9 protein-coding genes are annotated in these 18,108 nt (G+C 73.9%); 7 read left to right on the top strand and 2 right to left on the bottom strand.

Annotated features, from left to right (window positions below):
- Window positions 1-144: 144 nt before the first annotated feature.
- Entirely contained in the window at window positions 145-7,014 is a 6,870-nt protein-coding gene (locus tag CcI49_RS39735; RefSeq protein ID WP_083749577.1) for a type I polyketide synthase, read from the bottom strand.
- 729 nt (window positions 7,015-7,743) lie between these two features.
- Here CcI49_RS39735 and CcI49_RS18180 point away from each other — a divergent pair.
- The 4 genes from CcI49_RS18180 (at window position 7,744) to CcI49_RS18165 (ending at window position 11,846) form a co-directional block, all read left to right on the top strand.
- Entirely contained in the window at window positions 7,744-8,181 is a 438-nt protein-coding gene (locus CcI49_RS18180) for a hypothetical protein (protein ID WP_076828016.1), read from the top strand.
- Window positions 8,182-8,297: 116 nt separating this feature from the next.
- Entirely contained in the window at window positions 8,298-9,170 is an 873-nt protein-coding gene (locus CcI49_RS18175; RefSeq protein ID WP_054570177.1) for a vWA domain-containing protein, read from the top strand.
- A complete protein-coding gene (locus CcI49_RS18170; protein WP_076828014.1) occupies window positions 9,167-10,045 on the top strand; it encodes a hypothetical protein in 879 nt (292 codons plus the stop codon). Before CcI49_RS18175 ends, CcI49_RS18170 begins: the two co-directional genes overlap by 4 nt.
- Window positions 10,046-10,109: 64 nt before the next feature.
- Entirely contained in the window at window positions 10,110-11,846 is a 1,737-nt protein-coding gene (locus tag CcI49_RS18165; RefSeq protein WP_054570357.1) for a hypothetical protein, read from the top strand.
- 160 nt (window positions 11,847-12,006) lie between these two features.
- On the opposite strand, the gene CcI49_RS18160 is transcribed toward CcI49_RS18165, so the two are convergent.
- A complete protein-coding gene (locus CcI49_RS18160; RefSeq protein ID WP_054570175.1) occupies window positions 12,007-12,594 on the bottom strand; it encodes a pyridoxamine 5'-phosphate oxidase family protein in 588 nt (195 codons plus the stop codon).
- 220 nt (window positions 12,595-12,814) lie between these two features.
- On the opposite strand from CcI49_RS18160, the gene CcI49_RS43395 reads away from it, so the two are divergent.
- From CcI49_RS43395 to CcI49_RS18145, 3 genes are all read left to right on the top strand, one after another.
- Window positions 12,815-14,605, top strand: a complete 1,791-nt coding sequence (locus tag CcI49_RS43395; RefSeq protein WP_076828012.1) for a serine/threonine-protein kinase — start codon at window positions 12,815-12,817, stop codon at window positions 14,603-14,605.
- Window positions 14,606-14,764: 159 nt separating this feature from the next.
- Window positions 14,765-15,244, top strand: coding sequence for a toll/interleukin-1 receptor domain-containing protein (locus tag CcI49_RS18150; protein WP_076828010.1), 480 nt, complete (start codon window positions 14,765-14,767; stop codon window positions 15,242-15,244).
- A partial coding sequence (locus tag CcI49_RS18145) for a pentapeptide repeat-containing protein (protein WP_076828008.1) occupies window positions 15,241-18,108 on the top strand: 2,868 nt, incomplete at its 3' end. The genes CcI49_RS18150 and CcI49_RS18145, both read left to right, overlap by 4 nt.

Here is an 18,108-nt window from a genome sequence, read left to right as displayed (position 1 = left end):
GGAGTGCATGTGTCGGATGTCTTTCGTGGGACATGAGATGGGCCCGGAACACCCGCCGGGATAATTCCGCGGGTTGGCTTCCGGGCCCATCTCGTGGTGCCGCCCTTGACAGGAGGAGAGCAGACAGTTCGCCGGTTCGGTGTGTTACGCGGAGTGAACGACCGGGATGGATCCGGGGCGAGCGGCCGCGGCCGCTGGCGGTCCGCCGAGGAGGTCCAGCCAGGCGTGGACGGTGTCGGCGGTGGATCTGGCGTGCTCGTTGAGCATCGACTGGTGGCTGCCCGCGGCGTGCACGAGGTCGAAGTCGAGATCCCAGGCGTCGGCTCCGGCCGCCGACACCGCACCCGGAGGCGCCGCACCCGGAGACGCCGCACCCGTGGACGCCGCACCCGGCGGCGCCGGCCTCGGTCCGGTTCCAGCGGGGGCGGCGCCGGCCGGCGTGGATGTGGCCGGGGCCGCGTTGCGGCGGGGGAGGCCCTCGGTGGCGCGGACCAGGACGATCGGTGTGCGCACCGGGGTCGGCCGCCAGCCCTCGAACAGGTCCAGGTAGGCGCCCTGCGCGGTCACCTGCGCTTCGGTCATGAGCGCGAACGCCTGATCGTTGACGGCGATGCCGCGTAGCTCCTCGGCGACGTCCGCGTCGGGGATGGCGTCGCCGGGCAGCCAGGTGTCGAGCAGGACAACAGCCGCCAGCGCCATCCCCCGTGCCTCCAGCCGGGCCGCGACCGCGTGGGCGAGCCACCCGCCGGACGAATAGCCGGCGAGCGCGACCGGGGCATCCGCGAAATGCCGGGCCATCGTGTCGGCGTGCAGGTCGACGACGAGCTCGGCGGTCGCCGGCAGCAGCTCGCCGTCACCGAAACCGGGGTGGGCGAGGGCATGGACGTCCCGGCGGCCGTGCAGGTGCAGAGCGAGGCGGGCGAAGGTGTGTGGTCCTGACGGGGCCACCATCGATGGGAGGCAGACCAGCGCGGGGCCGGCCGGACCGGAGGCGAGCGTGACCGGGGATGGCCGGTGGGGGAGTGCGTCCGGGCTGGCGAAGGTGGGCCGCAGCCGCGCGGCGGCACGCAGCACACCGATGCCCGCCGCGAACTTGCCGTCGGCACACGCCTGGCGGTAGAGCTCCCGCACACCGCCGGGCGCGGAGCCGGCCGCGGTGGTGATGCCGCCGCGGTCGCCCGGCGCGCGCCACCCGCTTTCCGGCCCAGGCCTGCGGCCCGTTTCCGGCCCCGGGCCGATGCCTGCCGGGCGATCCGGGGCGCCGGCAGCGCCTCCGTTCGTGGGCGGGTCCGCGCTGGCAGCCCGGGCGGCGAGCAGTGCCGCGAGGTGGGCCGCCAGATCGGCGACGGTGGGGTGTTCGAAGACGACGGTCGTGCTCAGCCGAAGGCCGGTCAGCTCGGCGAGTCGGCGGCCCAGCCGCACGGAGGCGACGGAGTCGAAGCCGATCTCCAGGAAGCGTCGGGCGGTGTCCACGTCCGCCGGGTCGGCATGCCCGAGAACCTCGGCCACCGCGGCCCGGACGAGATCGTGCAGGACGCGCCGGCGCTGCGCGGCCGGCAGCGCACGGAGGCTGACGGAGGTGGGCCGGCCCGGGTCGGGGCGATCCGCGGTCTGTGCGGTGCCTCCGGCCGCTCCGCCCGCGGTGGCCGTCGAGCCGGCGGCGGTAGCGGGCCCGGCGGTGCCGGGCTGGGTGGTGCCGGGCCGGGAGGGACCTGTGCTCGCGGTGATCTCGTCGAACAGCCGGGACGGCCGCGCGGCGGTGAAGACCGGCAGGAACAGCTCCCAGTCGACGTCGGCGAACGTGACGACGTCTCCGGTCGGGTCCGCTGCCTGGCCCACCAGCGCGGCGACTGCGTCGTCGGCGGGCAGCGGACGCAGACCGCGACGTTGCAGGTACGCCTGCCGGGACGGCTCGGCGGCCATGCCCGACCCGGCCCACGGGCCGTAGGCGACGCAGGCGGTGGGCAGGCCGGCGGCCGCTCGGAACGCGGCCAGCGCGTCGAGATAGGCGTTCGCGGCGCTGTAGGCGCTCTGCCCGGAGCTGCCCCACGTCGCCGCGATCGAGGACAGCAGCAGGAGAGGGACGTCGCCGGCGATCCGGTGCGTCAGCTCGGCGGCGGTGACCTTCGGCGCGAGGACGCCCGCGATCTGGTCGAGATCGAGCTCGTGCAGCGCCGCGGTGGGCCCGAAGACGCCTGCGGCGTGGACGACCGCCCGAAGCGGCATCTCCTGGTCGGCGACGAGGCCGGTCAGGAGCGTGGCCAGCTGGTCGCGGTCGGCGGTGTCGCAACGACGCACCACGACGTCGGTTCCGTGCCCGGCCAGCTCGGCGCGCAGGGCGGCCGCGCCCGGCGCGTCCGGGCCCCGGCGGCTCGCGAGCACCAGTCGCCGGGCTCCGGCGCGGGCGAGATCATGGGCGATCCGCGCGCCGAGCGCCCCCGTCCCTCCGGTGACCAGCACGGTTCCGCCCCGCAGGTCCCAGGTGGACGGACCCGCCGTTCCCGCTGTGATCGCGGTGTCGGCGGTGTCGGCGGTGTCGGCAGCGGTCGCTGTGGTCGCTGTGATCGCGGTGGTCGTCGGGGCGGCGTCGTGGACGAGGCGGGGCACGAACAGCGCGGACGTCCGTACGGCGAACTGGTCCTCGCCCTGGCCCAGGGCCAGCGCGGCGCCGAGCCAGCCGAGCGCGGAGTCGTCCAGCGCGGAGGGCAGGTCGATCAGCCCACCCCACACGTCGGGGCGTTCGAGCGCCACAGTCCGTCCCAACCCCCACAGGGGCGCCCCGGCAGGGTCTCGGACGGGGTCGTCGATGCCGGTGGTGACCGCCCCCCGGGTCAGGGCCCACAGCGGTGCCCGCAGCCCGAGGTCGTGGTGCGCCTGCGCGAGCGCGCAGGTGAGCGCGAAGCCGATGGTCAGCGCCGGGTGGTCGGGATGCGCCGTGGTGTCCATCGGGAGCAGGGCGAGCACGCCTCCGCGGCCGCCGGCGGTCGTCGGCGAGCTGGGTGCCGCCGGTGAACCCGGTCCCGCCGGTGAACCCGGTGCTGGCGGCGAACTCGTGGCTGCCGGCGAACTCGTGGCTGCCGGCGGCCTCAGGGCGTCGAGCTGGGCACCGAGGCAGGCGTCGAGACGGGCGCGCAGCCGCGCGCGGTCGGCGTCGGTGTGCTCCAGCTTCAGTTCGGTGGTGGTGGCACCGAGGCGTTCCAGGATCCAGCGGATGCGGGAGACCTCCTCGTCGCCGACGCCGGCGGGGGGCCGCAGCACGACCCAGGGGCCTGACAGCGGTGAGCCGGAGCCGCCGGTGCCGGTGAGCGCCGCAGCGTCGGCGAGTGCCGCGGCTCCGGTGAGCGCGGCGTTGGCGGCGTCGGGCAGCGCGCGCCAGACAGTGCGGTAGCGGGCGGGGCCCGGGGTCTGCGCCGACCCGTCCGTGTCGTGGACGCCGGTCGGGGCCGCACCGGCCGGGGCTGCACCGGCGGGGGCGGGAGACTCCATCCAGTACCGCCGGCGCTGGAACGGATAACTCGGCAGATGCAGCCGTATCGGCCTGGTGGCCGCTCCCGGTGAACGTACGGACCGCGACTGGGCCCGCTCCTGGGGGACGAGCCACGGATCGAGGTTCGGATCGAGCTGGGGCTGCGGCCGGAGATCGGGCTGGTTGGCAGGCTCCCAGGCTATCGCGACGCCGTGGGTGTGCAGCTCGGCGAGGGCATGGTGCAGCGCGGCCGGCTCGGACCGCCCACTCGCCGCGACACTGACCAGCCGCGGTGTCGGCCCCCGTCCACCGTCGCGGGCGGCGGTGCCGTCGAAGCCCGCACCGGCTCCGACGGCTCCGGTCACGCCATCACCGGCGACTGCGCCATCGAGGACGCCGTCGCCGAGCTTGCCATCGTCGGGCACGGTGTCGTCGAGCACGGTTTCCTGGATGTGGAGGGCGAGCGTGGCCCGTGGGCCGATCTCGATCCAGGCCGCGGGGCCAACCCGGCGGGCGCGGGCGACGGCGTCGCGGAACCGGACGCGCTCGCGGAGGTGGCGCACCCAGTAGCCGGGCTCGGTGACCTGGACGGGTGCCTCCGGGTCACCGGCCCGATGCCCGGTCAGCGCCGAGACGAGGGGGACCGTCGGAGTGCGGTGGGTGACGCCGCGGACGACGTCGGCGAAGCGTTCCAGAACCGGGTCCAGATGGGCGGAGTGGAAGGCGTGCCGGACGGCGAGCCGGCGTGTCGGGCGGCCTCGCGCGGCCCAGTACGCGGTCACGGCGCCGACGGCGTCGTCGTCACCGGCGACGACCACCGAGGCGGCGCTGTTGACCGCGGCGATCTCGACGCCGTCGAAACCGGCCAGGGACGCGCCCACCTCGTCCTCGCTGGCACTCACCGCGGCCATCGCGCCACGGCGGGCGCCGCCCATCAGCCGGCCGCGGGCGGCGACGACCGCGGTCGCGTCGGTGAGTGTCCAGACGCCGGCGACGTGCGCGGCGGTCAGCTCGCCGATGGAGTGGCCGAGCACGAGCCGGGGGACGAGCCCGAACGTCTCGAGCAGGCGGAACATCGCGACCTGGTAGGCGAACAGGGCGCACTGGGTGTACAGCGTCTCGTCGAGCAGCCCGGCGCGGCGGGTGCCCGGCGCGGCGAACATGACGTCGCGCAGCGGCTCGTCGAGGTGCGGCGCGAAGTGCTCGCAGATCGTGTCGAGGGCGCGTGCGAACACCGGGTAGGTGGCGTGCAGACGTCCCCCCATACCGGGCAGCTGGCTGCCCTGCCCGGTGAACGCGACGGCGGGCCGGGCACCGGTGGGGTCGGCCGGGGCGCTGCCCCGGACCAGCGCTGGCGTGGTGCCGCCGGCCGCGAGGGTGGTGAGTGCCCCGGCCAGCTCCGCGGTACGCGCCGAGGACGGACCGTCGAGCACGACCGCCGCGCGGGTGGGCAGGGCCGCGCGGCCGCCGTTGAGGGTGAGCGCGACATCGTCGCAGCGCAGCTCGGGGTGCCGGCGCAGGTGCTCGGCGAGTCGTGCCGCGTGTGCCCGCAGCGCGGTCTCGCCGCGGGCCGAGACGACCACCGTCACCGGCGCGGGCACGGATCCCTCCGGCGCCGGCACGCTCCGGCCGCCGAGGCGGGCGACGTCCCGGCCGCCGGTGCTCTGGGCGGGGATGCTCCGCGTCGGGGTGCTCTGGGCCGCGGCGCTCTGGGACGGGGTGCTCTGGTTCGGGATACGCGGTGCTGTGGGGGGCTCGGCGAGGATGACGTGCGCGTTCGTCCCCGAGATGCCGAACGCGGAGACCGCGGCCCGCCGCGGGCGGGCACCCACCGGCCAGGCGACCGGCGCGGTCAGCAGCTCGAGGGCGCCGCCGCTCCAGTCGACGTGCGGGGTGGGGGCGGTGATGTGCAGGCTCGCCGGCAGCAGCTCGTGACGCATTGCCTCGACGAGCTTGATGAGGCCGGCGACGCCGGCGGCGGCCTGGGTGTGGCCGATGTTGGACTTCAGCGAGCCCAGGTACAGCGGCCGTCCGGGCGGTCGGGAACCGCCGTACGCGGCGAGCAGGGCGCGGGCCTCGATGGGATCACCGAGCGGGGTGCCCGTGCCGTGCGCCTCGACGGCGTCGACATCGCCGGGCGCCACGCCGGCGTCCGCGAGGGCCTGAGCGATGAGGCGCTGCTGGGACAGGCCGTTGGGTGCGGTCAGCCCGTTGCTGGCCCCGTCGGAGTTCACGGCGCTGCCGGCGATGACGGCGAGGACGGGCAGCCGACGCGCGCGGGCCTGCGACAGCCGGGTCAGGACGACCACGGCGGCGCCCTCGGCCCAGCCGGTGCCGTCGGCGTCGGCGGAGAACGCCCGGCACCGTCCATCCGGGGCCAGGCCCCGCTTGCGGCTGAACTCGACCAGCATCGCCGGCGTGCTCATGAGGGTGACCCCGCCCGCGACAGCGAGATCACATTCCCCGCTGCGCAGCGAGGCCGCGGCCAGGTGGACGGCCACCAGGGAGGCGGAGCACTGGGTGTCCACGGTCAGCGCGGGGCCTTCGAACCCGAGCGTGTAGGAGACCCGCCCGGCGATCACCCCGAGCGCGTTGCCGGTCAGCAGATGGCCCTGCAGGTCGGCGGGTGCCCGGTGCCAGGCCGACCCGTAGTCCTGCAGGGACACCCCGGTGAACACCCCGGTACGGCTGCCGCGCAGCGACATTGGGTCGATCCCGGCGTGCTCGAAGGCCTCCCAGGACACCTCCAGCATGAGGCGCTGCTGCGGGTCCATCGCGACGGCCTCCCGCGGGCCGATGCCGAAGAAGGCGGCGTCGAACAGATCGATGCCGGGCAGGAAGCCGCCGCCGCGGGTGTACGTGGTGCCGGGATGGTCCGGGTCCGGGTGGTGCAGGTGGGCGAGGTCCCAGCCGCGATCCGCGGGCAGCGGCCCGGTGACGTCCCGGCCGGCGGCGAGCAGCTCCCACAGTGCCGCCGCGGAGTCCGCGCCCGGCAGGCGGCACCCGGTCCCGACGACGACCACGGGGTCCGTCACCGGCCCGGCCGCCGAGCCGCCTGGTGAACGGACCATCGGGCCGGTCACCCGGCCATCTGCCCGGCCGTCCGGCTGGCTGTCTGCCTGGTCGGTCGTCTGGTCGGTCACCCGGGTGGTCACCGGGACGGCCGTCGGGTTGGTCTGCGAGGACGGGCCGCGGGCGGCGTCCTCGCGCCAGCCGAGGACCGCGCCGCGCAGATGCGACGCGACCGCCCGTGGGGTCGGCCGTTCGAACAGCAGCGTCGCCGGCAGCGCCACGCCGGTCGCCGCGGCCAGCCGCTCGCGCAGGGCGTCCGCGGCCCCGCGGTAGATGCCCAGCGCTCGCCAGGGCGCACCGCGGTCGACCGTGGTCGGCTCGCGGCCGCTCACCGCGACCAGGTGGTCGACGACCAGCGCCAGCAGGGCGTCCACCTGGTCAGCCGGGTCCAGGCGGACGATCCTGGCCCGCCAGGCGGCCCGGACCTGCTCGGCGGGCGGGCCGGACGGGTGCGGCTGCGGGTTGCTGTTGTCCATCAGGACCTCCCGAGGGGGCTGACGCCTTCAGGTGTCCGGCGCTTTTCGGTTCTTTGTGGTTCCTTTCGGCTCCGGGTTTGTTTCGTGGTCCTTCGCGTTTCTCCCGGGGCCTGACGGAAACCGAGAGGTTCCGCTGTTCCCGTGACCGGATGCCGCCGGGAGAGCCGTCCGGCGTCGGACGTCCGGCGGTGGGTTCCGGCGTGCCGGGGTTCTGGCGGGACACGGTCCGGGATTTCAGCGGTCAGGTTGGATCCCGTCTCCGGGTGGCCCGCGGCCACGCCGCCGGTTTACGTCGGTGGGTAGCCACTCGCGAATTCTGCCGGAGCCCGCCGTCGGCTCAAAACGGCGATGGCGCTGACGGGCTACGCCGAACGGGTTTGTCGCTGGTCCGTCGGTCCCGGCGGGTCAGGCCTTTCGTCGGGCGGCCGGGTGGGAGACGGCACAGCCGCGGGTGGCGCGCTAATACGTTCGGGCCATTGGCCGGCACCGACGGATTGTCGACATCACCGCCGATCCGTAGTGTCGCTTTCCGCTGTTACCGGGTTCATCGCGCACCGACGGCGGGCCGGGCCCCTGCCCGTCCGGGGCCGTGGGCTGCCCGAACAGCCCGGCCGCCCGGGCTGATGCGGTTCCCGGGCTGACGAATGCCCGAGCTGTCACGTCACCGGCCCGGCGGTGCGGCGGTGCGGCGGTGTACCGCTGTCTCCCGACCGAGGAGCGAGGACGCGCATGCGAAAGATCATTCCGCGGGACGCGGTCCGTGACGACGGGCGGTCCGCGGCGGCACGGGGGCTGAGCATGGTGTTGGGGCGCCGGTCAGCCGGGCGGTTCGCCCAGCGGCGGTCGAGCATCGAGGTGGGTACCGACTGGCGCCGGTGCGGTGCCGGGGACGGCGGCTGCGGGGTGCTGCTGCCGCTGAGCCAGCCGACCTGCCCCCGCTGCGGCCGGACGAACCGCGAGGACCTGGCCCCGCTGGACCTGCGGCGCGCACTGCTCGCCCCGGACGCCGGCGAGGACACGGTGACGATCCTGCGTCCCGCGGCCGTGACCGCAACCGCAACCACAACCACAACCACCCCGGCTTCTCCGGCCGCCGCGGTTTCGGCCACTTCGTCCGCCCCGTTGTCCCCGTCGTCCCCTGCCACACCGGGTGACTCCTGCGGGTGAACGCCTGCCCGCCGGCCCGCGATTATTCATCGGAAAGTGCCCTCAGCTAACCCCGGGCCTGAGGTCGAGCGTGGTCTGAGCATCGAAATGTTCGCGCGCTGTGAAACGATAAGGGCATGTACTCCGCCGAGATCAATCGCAAGCAGCCGGCATGTCTGCTGCTCGTCATCGATCACTCGACGTCGATGGCTGAGACCTGGGCCGGTGGAACAATGAGCAAGGCTGACCAGCTCGCGCTCGCCGTCAATCGGCTGCTCGGTAACGCGGTGTTGCTCTGCAGTAGGGGTGACGATCGGGTCTACGACTATTTCGAGGTAGGAATTCTGGGCTATGGGCGGGGGGTCGCGCCGGTCCTGTATGGTTCGAGCGTGAGTCGCCCGCTGCTGCCTATCAGCGAGGTCGCGCTGAATCCGAACCGGGTCGACCATGTCCTGCGAAAGGTGCCTGACGGCGCGGGCGGCCTGGTCGAGGTGCAGACCCCGATACCGGCCTGGGTCGATCCGGTGGCGGACGGGTGGACGCCGATGGTCGAGGCACTGCGGGTCGCCGCCTGGGTCGTCGACGGCTGGTGCCGCACCCACACCGCCAGCTTCCCGCCGATCGTGGTCAACGTCACCGACGGGCAGAGCACCGACGGTGATCCGCGGGAGGCGGCCGCCCAGGTGCGGGCCGCGGGCACGGCCGACGGCAACGCGCTGCTGTTCAACGCGCACCTTTCCGCGACCACGCGCCGGGCCGTGACCTTCCCCCGGGACCGCGCGGACCTGCCGGGCGAGTTCGCGCAGGTGCTGTTCGACATGTCCAGCCATCTGCCGCCCGCGATGGTCGCAGCGGCGGACAGCCTCGGCTATCCCGCGACCGCCGGGTCGAAGGGCTTCCTGTACAACGCCGACGTCACCGCGCTGATCGAGTTCCTCGACATCGGTACCCGGGCGGTGACGCCGACGGGCCTGCGTGACCTCACCGTCGGGCCGCGGTCCAGCGGATGACACCGGCGTCCGTCACCGTCCCCACCGCGGCTGAGGCCGTTCCGGAGGGCTCCGCCGCGTGCGCCGGCTCCGCTGCCGCCGACCCCGCTGTCTCCGCTGTCTCCGCCGGCTCTGCTGGTTCCGCTGGCTCAGCGGTGTCTGCCGGCTCAGCGGTGTCTGCCGGCTCCGCCGGGGCGGCGCGGCTCACGGTGACGTCCCGCACGGTGGCGAAGCTCGGCCGCGCCGACGACGAGAACGAGGACTGCTGCGCGGCCTGCCCCGAACGGGGGAGGTTCGCGATCGCGGACGGTGCCTCGACCTCGGCGCGTCCCGAGGTCTGGAGCCGGCTGCTCGTGCACGCGTTCGTGGGCGAGTCCCTCGACCCGCTGGCCCCCGAGGTGCTGGCCGAGCTGCGGGAGCGGTGGTGGGAGCAGGTGAGCCGGCCGGGCCTGCCCTGGTACGCGCGGGCGAAGCTGCAGTCGGGGGCGGACGCGTCCTTTCTGGGCCTGTGCGTCGACGTCGAACGCCGGCGGTGGGTGGCGACCTGCGTCGGTGACTCCTGCGTGTTCCACCTGAGCGGCGGACGGACCCGCGCCGCCGGCCCGGTGCTGCGCGCCGAGGACTTCTCCCGCTTCGCGCAGCTTGTCGGCAGCCGCGGCGCGGCTGTTCCCGCCCCGACCGTGCTGGGCGGCACCTACCAGCCCGGGGATGTGTTCGTGCTGGCCACCGACGCGCTCGCGCGGCTGCTTCTGTGCGCCGACGCCGACCGCGGCCGGATGCCCTCGCCGGGCTGGCTCGCGCACAGCGCCGGCCGGTTCGCCCGGATGGTCGCGGCCTACCGCCACCATGGATGTCTCGCCAACGACGACACGACGATCTGTGTGGTCCAGACGTGACCGTGTGTTCCTTCGGGTGTTGCCCGCTCCGCGGGGGCGGTCACGGGTGTGCGTGGGCGTCGGGATGAAACTGCCCACCCTGATCGACTACCAGCAGGCCGTCCAGGTGCCACGGCTGGCCTTCCTGGACGATCAGCTGCGCCAGAGCGTGCCGCGGCTCACCCCGCTGGGCATGCCGGCGGTCGCCACCGGCGGCTTCGCGCTCACCTTCGACGTCAGCCACGGCCGGCGCCGGTACGCGGTGCGCTGCTTCCACCGGCACAGCGACAACCTGGAGCTCCGCTACGCCTGCATCGCCGACTTCGTGCGTTCCGCGGCGCTGGCGTTCCTGGTGGACGTCGACTACCTGCCGGCCGGCATCCGGGTGGGCGAGCGCGCCTGGCCGATCGTGCGGATGGAGTGGATCGACGGGGTCCGCCTCGACGACTGGGTCCAGGAGAACCTGGACCGCCCGGCCCGGCTGGACCGGGCCCGGGTGAGCCTCAACTCCGCCGTCGCCGAGCTGCGCCGGCGCGGCGCCGCGCACGGCGACCTGCAGCACGGGAACATCCTGGTGCTGCCGGACTCGTCCATCCGGCTGGTCGACTACGACGGGATGTACCTGCCCGCGCTGGGCGCCCTGGGTGCCTCCGAGCGCGGCCACCGCAACTACCAGCATCCGGACCGTTCGAACCAGTACGACGTCACGCTGGACCGGTTCGCCCAGGAAGTCATCGTGGTGTCGCTGGCCGCGCTCGCCCGGGACCCGCAGCTGTGGCGTGAGTTCAACACCGGCGAGAACCTCATCCTCTCGGCGGCAGACTTCGCCGACCCGGGTGCGTCGGCCCTGTTCGCCCGCCTCGAACGGATGCCGGTCGTCGGCCCGGCCGCCCGGCGGCTGCGCGACGCCTGCCTGGTGGACTATGAGGATGCCGGCGCGATCCTCGACGGCCAGGCGCACGTCCGGTACGCCGCCGCCGCGGCGCGTCCGGCTGCTCCGGCCGGTCCGGCGCGTCCGGCCGGTCCGGCTGGATCCGCTGGCCTGCCGGGATCGGCCGGTGCGGCGGGATCAGCTGGTGCCGTCGGTTCGGGCCCGGTGGGTTCAGTGGGGGTCGTCAGCACCGTCTCGGCGGCCCGGTACCTGCGAACCCGCCCGCTGTATCGCGCGCCTGTCATGGCGCCCTCCGTGCTGTCCGCGCTGGACCGCTCCGGCCTGCTGGTCCGGCGGGGCCAGGAGGCGATGGTCGTCGGCCGGGTCGCCCGAGTGCGCCAGTTCCGCCGGACCGGGGCGGTGACCGTCCTCGACTTCGCCGACGGTCACCGAGGTGGCGTCCCCGCGACGGGCGGCTTCCACGTGGTGGGGTGGGACCGGGTCAGCCGGGAGCTCACCGCCACCCACGGGGACCTGGCCACCCTGGAAGGGGCCTGGGTACGGGTGACCGGCCAGATCGCGGTGGACGAACGGGGCGCCGCGGCGTACGACTCCGGTGGCTGGGTGCCCCCGGAGCCCGACGAGGACAGGACCCGGCCCACCCGGGTGACCCGCCCGGGCCGCACCCCACCCGCGCCCCGGATCGAGCTGCGGCGCGGGAGCATGCTGCGCCGGCTGACCGAGCGGGAGGCCGGCAGCCTGCTGCACCGGCCGAGCAGCGTGCCCGCCGCACCCGCCACCCGGTCGGCCTACGGGTCCGGCCCGGTGCTGCCGCCGCCACCGCGGCCGGTGCTGCCACCGCCGGTGCCCGGCCCGGCGGCAGACCGCGCCGGTTCCAGCCCCGGTTCCAGGTCAGGGTCCGGCTCCGGGCCGTGGCCCGGCTGGAGCTGAGCTGGCCCGAACGGGTKGCCGGCCTGGCCCGTACGTGGGATGGCCACGATGCGGCGGGCCAGCCGCGGGCGGACCGCGTGAACCGGCATGACCTGGCCTGGCCAGCGGTACCGGGTGGCGCCAGATGTCGTCTGCTGCGGTCTGGCGCCGCTCGATGCGGTCAGCGTGGCAGGGGCGGCAGGGGGAGGGGGAGCGCGGGCAGGCCGTCGATGCTCGTGCCGTTGTGGGACCTGTGTTCGCAGTAGGCGGCGAACTCCTCCTCCGTCCTGCGGTTGAAGCTTCTGGCGTGCAGGTCCCGCTCCTGCTGGTACTCCATGAAGGGGACGGCGTACCCGCAGCTGTCACTGATGGTCCGGGCCCGCACGACGATGATCGCGCGCAGCCCGCCCGCGTTCGCCTGCTCGGCCGGGAAGCGGCTGAGCAGCTCACCCCAGCGCGGGTCGTCACGGAACACCGGCTCCCCCTCCCCGTGCACCCGCAGGATCTTCGGCGGCCCGTCGAAGGCACACCACATGAGCGTGATCCGGCCGTTCTCCCGCAGGTGCGCAATGGTCTCCGCGTGACTTCCGCCGAAGTCCAGGTAGGCCACGGTCCGCTCGTCGAGCACGGTCAGCGAACCGTCCCGGCCCTTCGGCGAGAGGTTGATCCGGCCCTGCGCGGACAGTGGCGCGGACGCGACGAAGAAGATCCGTTGAGCCTGGATGAACGCCCGCAGCCGGTCGTCGAGGAGCTCGTAGGTCTGTCCCATGGCTGAAGTATCCGCACCGGCGGCAGGTATCGGCGTCCCGACAGGTGTGTGGGTAGCCAGGTGGTGACGGCGTATCTAGCTGTGGGGGTCTCGGCCCCACGGTCACCGTTCGGCGCAGGCCGGTGCCGTCCAGCGCAGCTGTCCGATGACGAGACGATCCGGTGGTGGCGGTGTTTCCCTCCGACGGAGCAGCACAGGAAGATCACGATCGGAGGACCTGGTGGCGTTGAAGCCGCTGCGGGCGGGCGACCCGCTCGTGATGGGGCCGTACCGGCTGGCGGCCCGCCTCGGCAGCGGTGGGATGGGCGTCGTCTACCTCGGAGTCGACGGGCGCGGGCGGCAGGGCGCCGTCAAGGTGCTGCGCGACGAGTACCTGGAGGACGAGGGGTTCCGGCGGCGGTTCACCCGGGAGGCGGCCGCGATCGCCGCGATCGACAGCCCGCGGGTCGCCCGGCTGCTGGACGCCGGCCCCGACGGCGACCAGCCGTGGATCGCCACCGAGTACGTCCACGGGCCCACCCTGCTGGGCGCCGTCGCGGCGGACGGGCCGACCCGGCCGGAGACGCTGCGCACGTTGGCGACGGGCCTCGCCGAGGCGCTGCGCGCCATCCATGGCACCGACGTGGTGCACCGTGACCTCAAGCCCAGCAACGTCATCATGGGCGCGGACGGGCCGAAGGTCATCGACTTCGGGATCGCGGTGGGCCTCGCCGGCGCGATGACGGCGTCGGGCGTGGTGCTGGGCAGCGTGGGCTACATGGCCCCCGAGCTGATCTCGGGGGACTCCCGGCCGGGCCCGGCGGCCGACGTCTTCGGCTGGGCACTCACCGTCGCGTTCGCCGCCACCGGCCGCGCCCCGTTCGGGGACGGCCCGCTGCAGACGCTGGTGCTGCGCACCGTGCACGGCGACGCCGACATCGACGGTGTTCCGGACGACCTCCGCCCTGCGGTCACCACGGCGCTGCGCACCCGGCCCGAGCTGCGCCCCACCGCCGAGGATCTGGTGAGCTGGCTGGCGTCCGGGGATGTTCCAGCGGGCGTCGAGCCGGCACCGGAACGCGCACCGGCCCAGCTGGCTGGGCCGGCGGCTGAGACATCCGGCCTGGCCGAGGCGTCCCGCGTGGCCGAGGCGTCCGATGGGTCCGAACGGGCTGGACAGGCCGAACGGGCTGAGGGGGCCGGGGCGGCGGAAGCGACCCGGGGGGCGGGGCGTGGGGGTGGTGCCGGGCGGCGGCCGGGGGGTGCTCATCGGGCCGGCGGACGCTCACGCGGGGACAGCGCGCACCAGCGGGCCAGGTCGTTGGCCGCCCTGGACATCCTCGTGGGCAGCAGCTCCGCGGCGTCGGCCGACCCGGCGGTCGAGGACCCCGCGCCCGAACGGCCGGCGGCACGGCGGCGCCGGCATCCGGTGACCGCACGCCGGCTGGTGCCTGCGGTCGGTGTGGTGGCGCTCGCCGCCGCCGCGGCGAGCATGGGCGTGGTGCCGAGCCCGGGGGAGGTCCTGGGCATGGCGCACTCCGCCGACAGCGGTGGTCAGGCCGAGCTGTGGCGGGGCGTCGCCGACGCCGCGGCGCCGGAACCCACCGCTCCCGCCGCCCCCACCCAGCCATCGGCACCGGCGCCTGCACCGCCGGCCCCGCTGCCGGCTCCGCCGGCCCAGGCGGCACCCCCGGCACCGGTCGCGGACGTCCGTGGTGCCACCACCGGGCACCCGGCGCGCTACCTGGCCGGCAACCACGAATCCGGGATCGGTGACCTCGTCGACATCGATCTGCCCCGCGTCGACGTCCTTGTCGACCTGCCCCAGGTGGACATCGACGTCGACCCACCGCAGGTGGAGGTCGGCGAGATCCTCGCCGGCTGGCGGCCGGTGCTTCCGTCGGTCACCCTGCCCGACACCCCGACGATGCCGGTGCTGCTCCAGCGCCGATCCACGACATCAGGCGGATCGGCGCCGACTCTCGTGGCCCTGGCCGAGCAGGTGTCCCAGGTGTGGGCCGGTCTGGCCTGACGCCCGGCCGGTACCGCAAGCCCGGCAGCGGCTGCCTGCCTCGCACTTCCCGTCGGGGCCGTTTATCGCCTGGGTGACCCCTCTGCGCCGGAAGGTGGTGGCGTCACCTACGATCGTGCCATCGGGAGGGCATCGGGAAATACGGGAAGAGGATCTCTGATGGATGATCCGGTCGAGGCTTCGCTGTTCGTGAGCTGGGCGCATGACGACAGGGCCGAGAAGGAGGCCCTGATGGCCAGGCTGGCGTTCGGCGCGTTGAGTGGGGTGCGGCTCTCCTGGTGGGAGGACTCGGACCTGCTCCTCGGCGCGGACTGGCACGAGGAGATCCAGAATCGCCTGGCGGCCTGCGACTACGGGCTGCTGTTGGTCAGCCCGAGCTACCTGGCGAGCAGCTACATCCGGGATGTGGAGCTCCCGTCGCTGCTGGGGCCGGGCAGAGGCAGGGGTAGGGCGCTGCCGGTGATGTTGAAGAAGGTGCCGCTGGACGGGTCGTTCGACCTCCGTGGGCTTGCCGCGCGGCAGATCTTCACCGGCGCCGGCGGCCGTGCCTTCACGCAGACCGCGCGCAGCGGCCGGGAGCGGTTCGCGGTGGACCTCACGGGTCAGATCCGCAGCCGCGTGCTGCGCGACGCCGCATGATCACGCGACTGCCACGGCAGGCGGTGCTGCGCTACCTCGAACGCCTGGCCGACGATCTCACCCCACGGCAGTCGCAGCGGCTCCGAGACCTGGCCGATCTGATCGACGGTGACGGCCGGATCCCGATGGCCGACGCGCTGGAGGTCGCTACTCCCGGCGGCGGCGACGTGAAGGCCCAGGATGCGTTCCGGAAGTTCCGCGCGGCGTTCGACGAGGCGGCAGCCGAGGCGGGCGTTGGGGTGCGGCTGGTCAGTGACCAGCGCAAGGCACCGCCCCGGGACAGGGCGTGCTGGTTCGAGGGCGAGGACCTCGCCGGCGACGAGCTGGCGGCCCGCTCCCGGCGGGGCGCCGACCGACGCCGCGGCGACGAGACGGTGACCGGGACGGTCTCCGAGGTACTGCCCCCGACCGCACCCGCACCCGAACCCGGGCACGGCGGCGGCGTCATCCATGTGGAGGTCGCGCGGAAGGCCTCCGACCATGTCAGGCGGCGTGAGCGGGAGTTCGTCGACCTGCTGAGTGAGCAGGCGTCCGCGACGCCGGGCGGCTACCGGATCACCAGCCTCGTCGCCGCGCCGATGGGCATCGACGTCGAAGACGAGCGGCGTCGGCTGCGGGAGGCGGCCGACCTGGTGGTCGAGCTCGACTGCGCCTCGTCCAGGCTGGACGTCCACCCGAGTGCGACAACCCGTCGGCCCTTGCGGATCGCGCTGGAGGGTGTGGCCCAGGGCGCCCGGCCCGCTCGCGAGATCGTGCATGAGACGCACCGCGCGTTCAGCCAGCAACCGGACCGCAGGGCCAAGGTCGCGTTCGTGCAGCGGGTGCTCGATCTGATCGCCGAGATGCTCCAGGTCCCGGCGACCCCGGGAGGACCGCTCGAGCCGGAGAAGTGGGCGAGAGGCATGGTGGGCCGGCCCCAGCTACGAGGGGCCCCCGTGACCTCGCAGGTCGGGGAGACCTCGTTGTCCTCCAACGCCCTTACCAAACGTGCGTCGCGGCGACTCGGCGAACCGCTGCCCGCGGTCGAACGACTGGTTACGTGGGCGACCGAACCGTCGCCGGACGCGCGGCATCTGTGCGCGCTGCTTGGTGACGTCGGCATGGGCAAGACGACCACCGCCCAGCTGTTCACCCTGGCGCTGCTGGACCGCCGTGAGTACGACCCGTCGGTACCGCTGCCGATCCTGTTCGATCTGCGCGATCTGCGGGCCCAGGTAGTCCGTGAGACGGCCGGGCTGAGGCAGATCCTCCAGGCGCTGCTGGACGCCGGCGACCTCGGGAGGGTGCCCACCGTCGACGAGGTTCTCGGCCTCGTCGCCAGTGGCCGATGCGTGCTGATCTTCGACGGGCTCGACGAGGTGCTGGTCCACCTCGAGCCGCACGCCGGCCAGGTGTTCACCCGCACGCTCTGGCGGGCCACCGAGGAGCTCTGGCGCTCCCAGCCGGCCGAGATACGGGCAGACCGGCCGAGCAAGCTGTTGCTGTCGTGCCGAACCCACTACTTCCGCTCGATCCGCGACGAGGCCAACCACTTCACCGGGCAGCACCGAGACGGCCCCACCGGCAGCGACTACCTGGCACTGCTCATGCTCCCCTTCGGTGAGGAACAGGTGCGGGCGTATCTCGCGGCCAACGTTCCGGGTGCGGACGTCGACCGCCTGCTGGACTTCATCGGCAGCGTGCACAACCTGCGCGAGATCGCCGAACGGCCCCTTACCCTGCGGATGATCGCCGAGCAGCTGGAAGCCATCGAGCAGGCGAAGCTCGCGGGGCACACCGTCCGCGCCGTCGATCTTTACGGCTCGTTCGTGCGGCAGTGGCTCGAACGCGACGACGGCAAGCACTCTCTGCTCCCGGACCACAAGCAGCTGCTGATGGAGCACCTCGCCGCGCAGCTGTGGCGCTCCGGTCGCGCGTCGTGGGGTGTCGCCGACGTCGAACAGTGGATGTTGGAGTTCCTCGCCGGCCGGCCGGAACTGGAGGTGCACTACCCGGCGCGGGCACCCGCCCTGTGGAAGGAGGACCTGCGCACCGCGACGTTCCTCGTACGCCACAACGACGACACCTTCGGGTTCGCGCACACCTCCCTGCGCGAGTACTTCCTCGCCCGCTACCTCGACCGGGCCCTGCAACTGCCACCGGAGCAGGCGCGTGCCAGCTGGCAGCTGGCGGTTCCCAGCCCTGAGACCCTCGACTTTCTCGGCCAGCTCCTCGCCGGCCACGACCACGGACAGAGAGCGCGAAGCCGGACCGCTCTCGCGACGATCGCGACGCAGCCCCGGGACGGCCGAGCCGACGCTGCGGCGGTACTCGCCTTCGCCTACAGCCTGACTGCCGCCCGCGCAGGCCATCCCGACCACGCGTCGGTCGGCCGGGTCCTGACCGGCGCGAACCTGGCCGGCTGGCACATAGACGGTGGCACCCGGCGACTCAATATGCGCGAGAGCTCACTCGCCGGAGCCAATCTCACCGCAGCGGTTATCCGCGACGTCGACCTCGCCGGTGCCGATCTGACCGCGGCGACCCTGACGCGCGCCGAGATCCACGGCAGTTCCCTGCGAGACGCCGAGTTCCAACGCGCCGAACTCGCTGGGACGATCTTCCGATACTGCGACCTGAGAACCGCTCGCTGGACCGGCTCCGCCGCCCACCACACACAGGCACTCTTCTGCACCCAGCTCCCGGACGCACACCGAGTCGGCTGGCTCGTAGCACCGACCGAGGCCCCCCGCGAGACCGGCGCCCACCTCACCTCCTTCGCCGGTCACAGCGGATGGGTGAACAGTGGGGTGTGGAGTCCGGATGGTTCGTGTGTGCTGACTGCTGGTGACGATGGGACGGCGCGGGTGTGGGATGCCGTGTCG

The sequence above is a fragment of the Frankia sp. CcI49 genome, assembly GCF_001983215.1.
GTDB lineage: Bacteria > Actinomycetota > Actinomycetes > Frankiales > Frankiaceae > Parafrankia > Parafrankia irregularis.
Note: the sequence above shows the minus strand (reverse complement) of the source record. Positions and strands in the feature narration are given on the sequence as shown.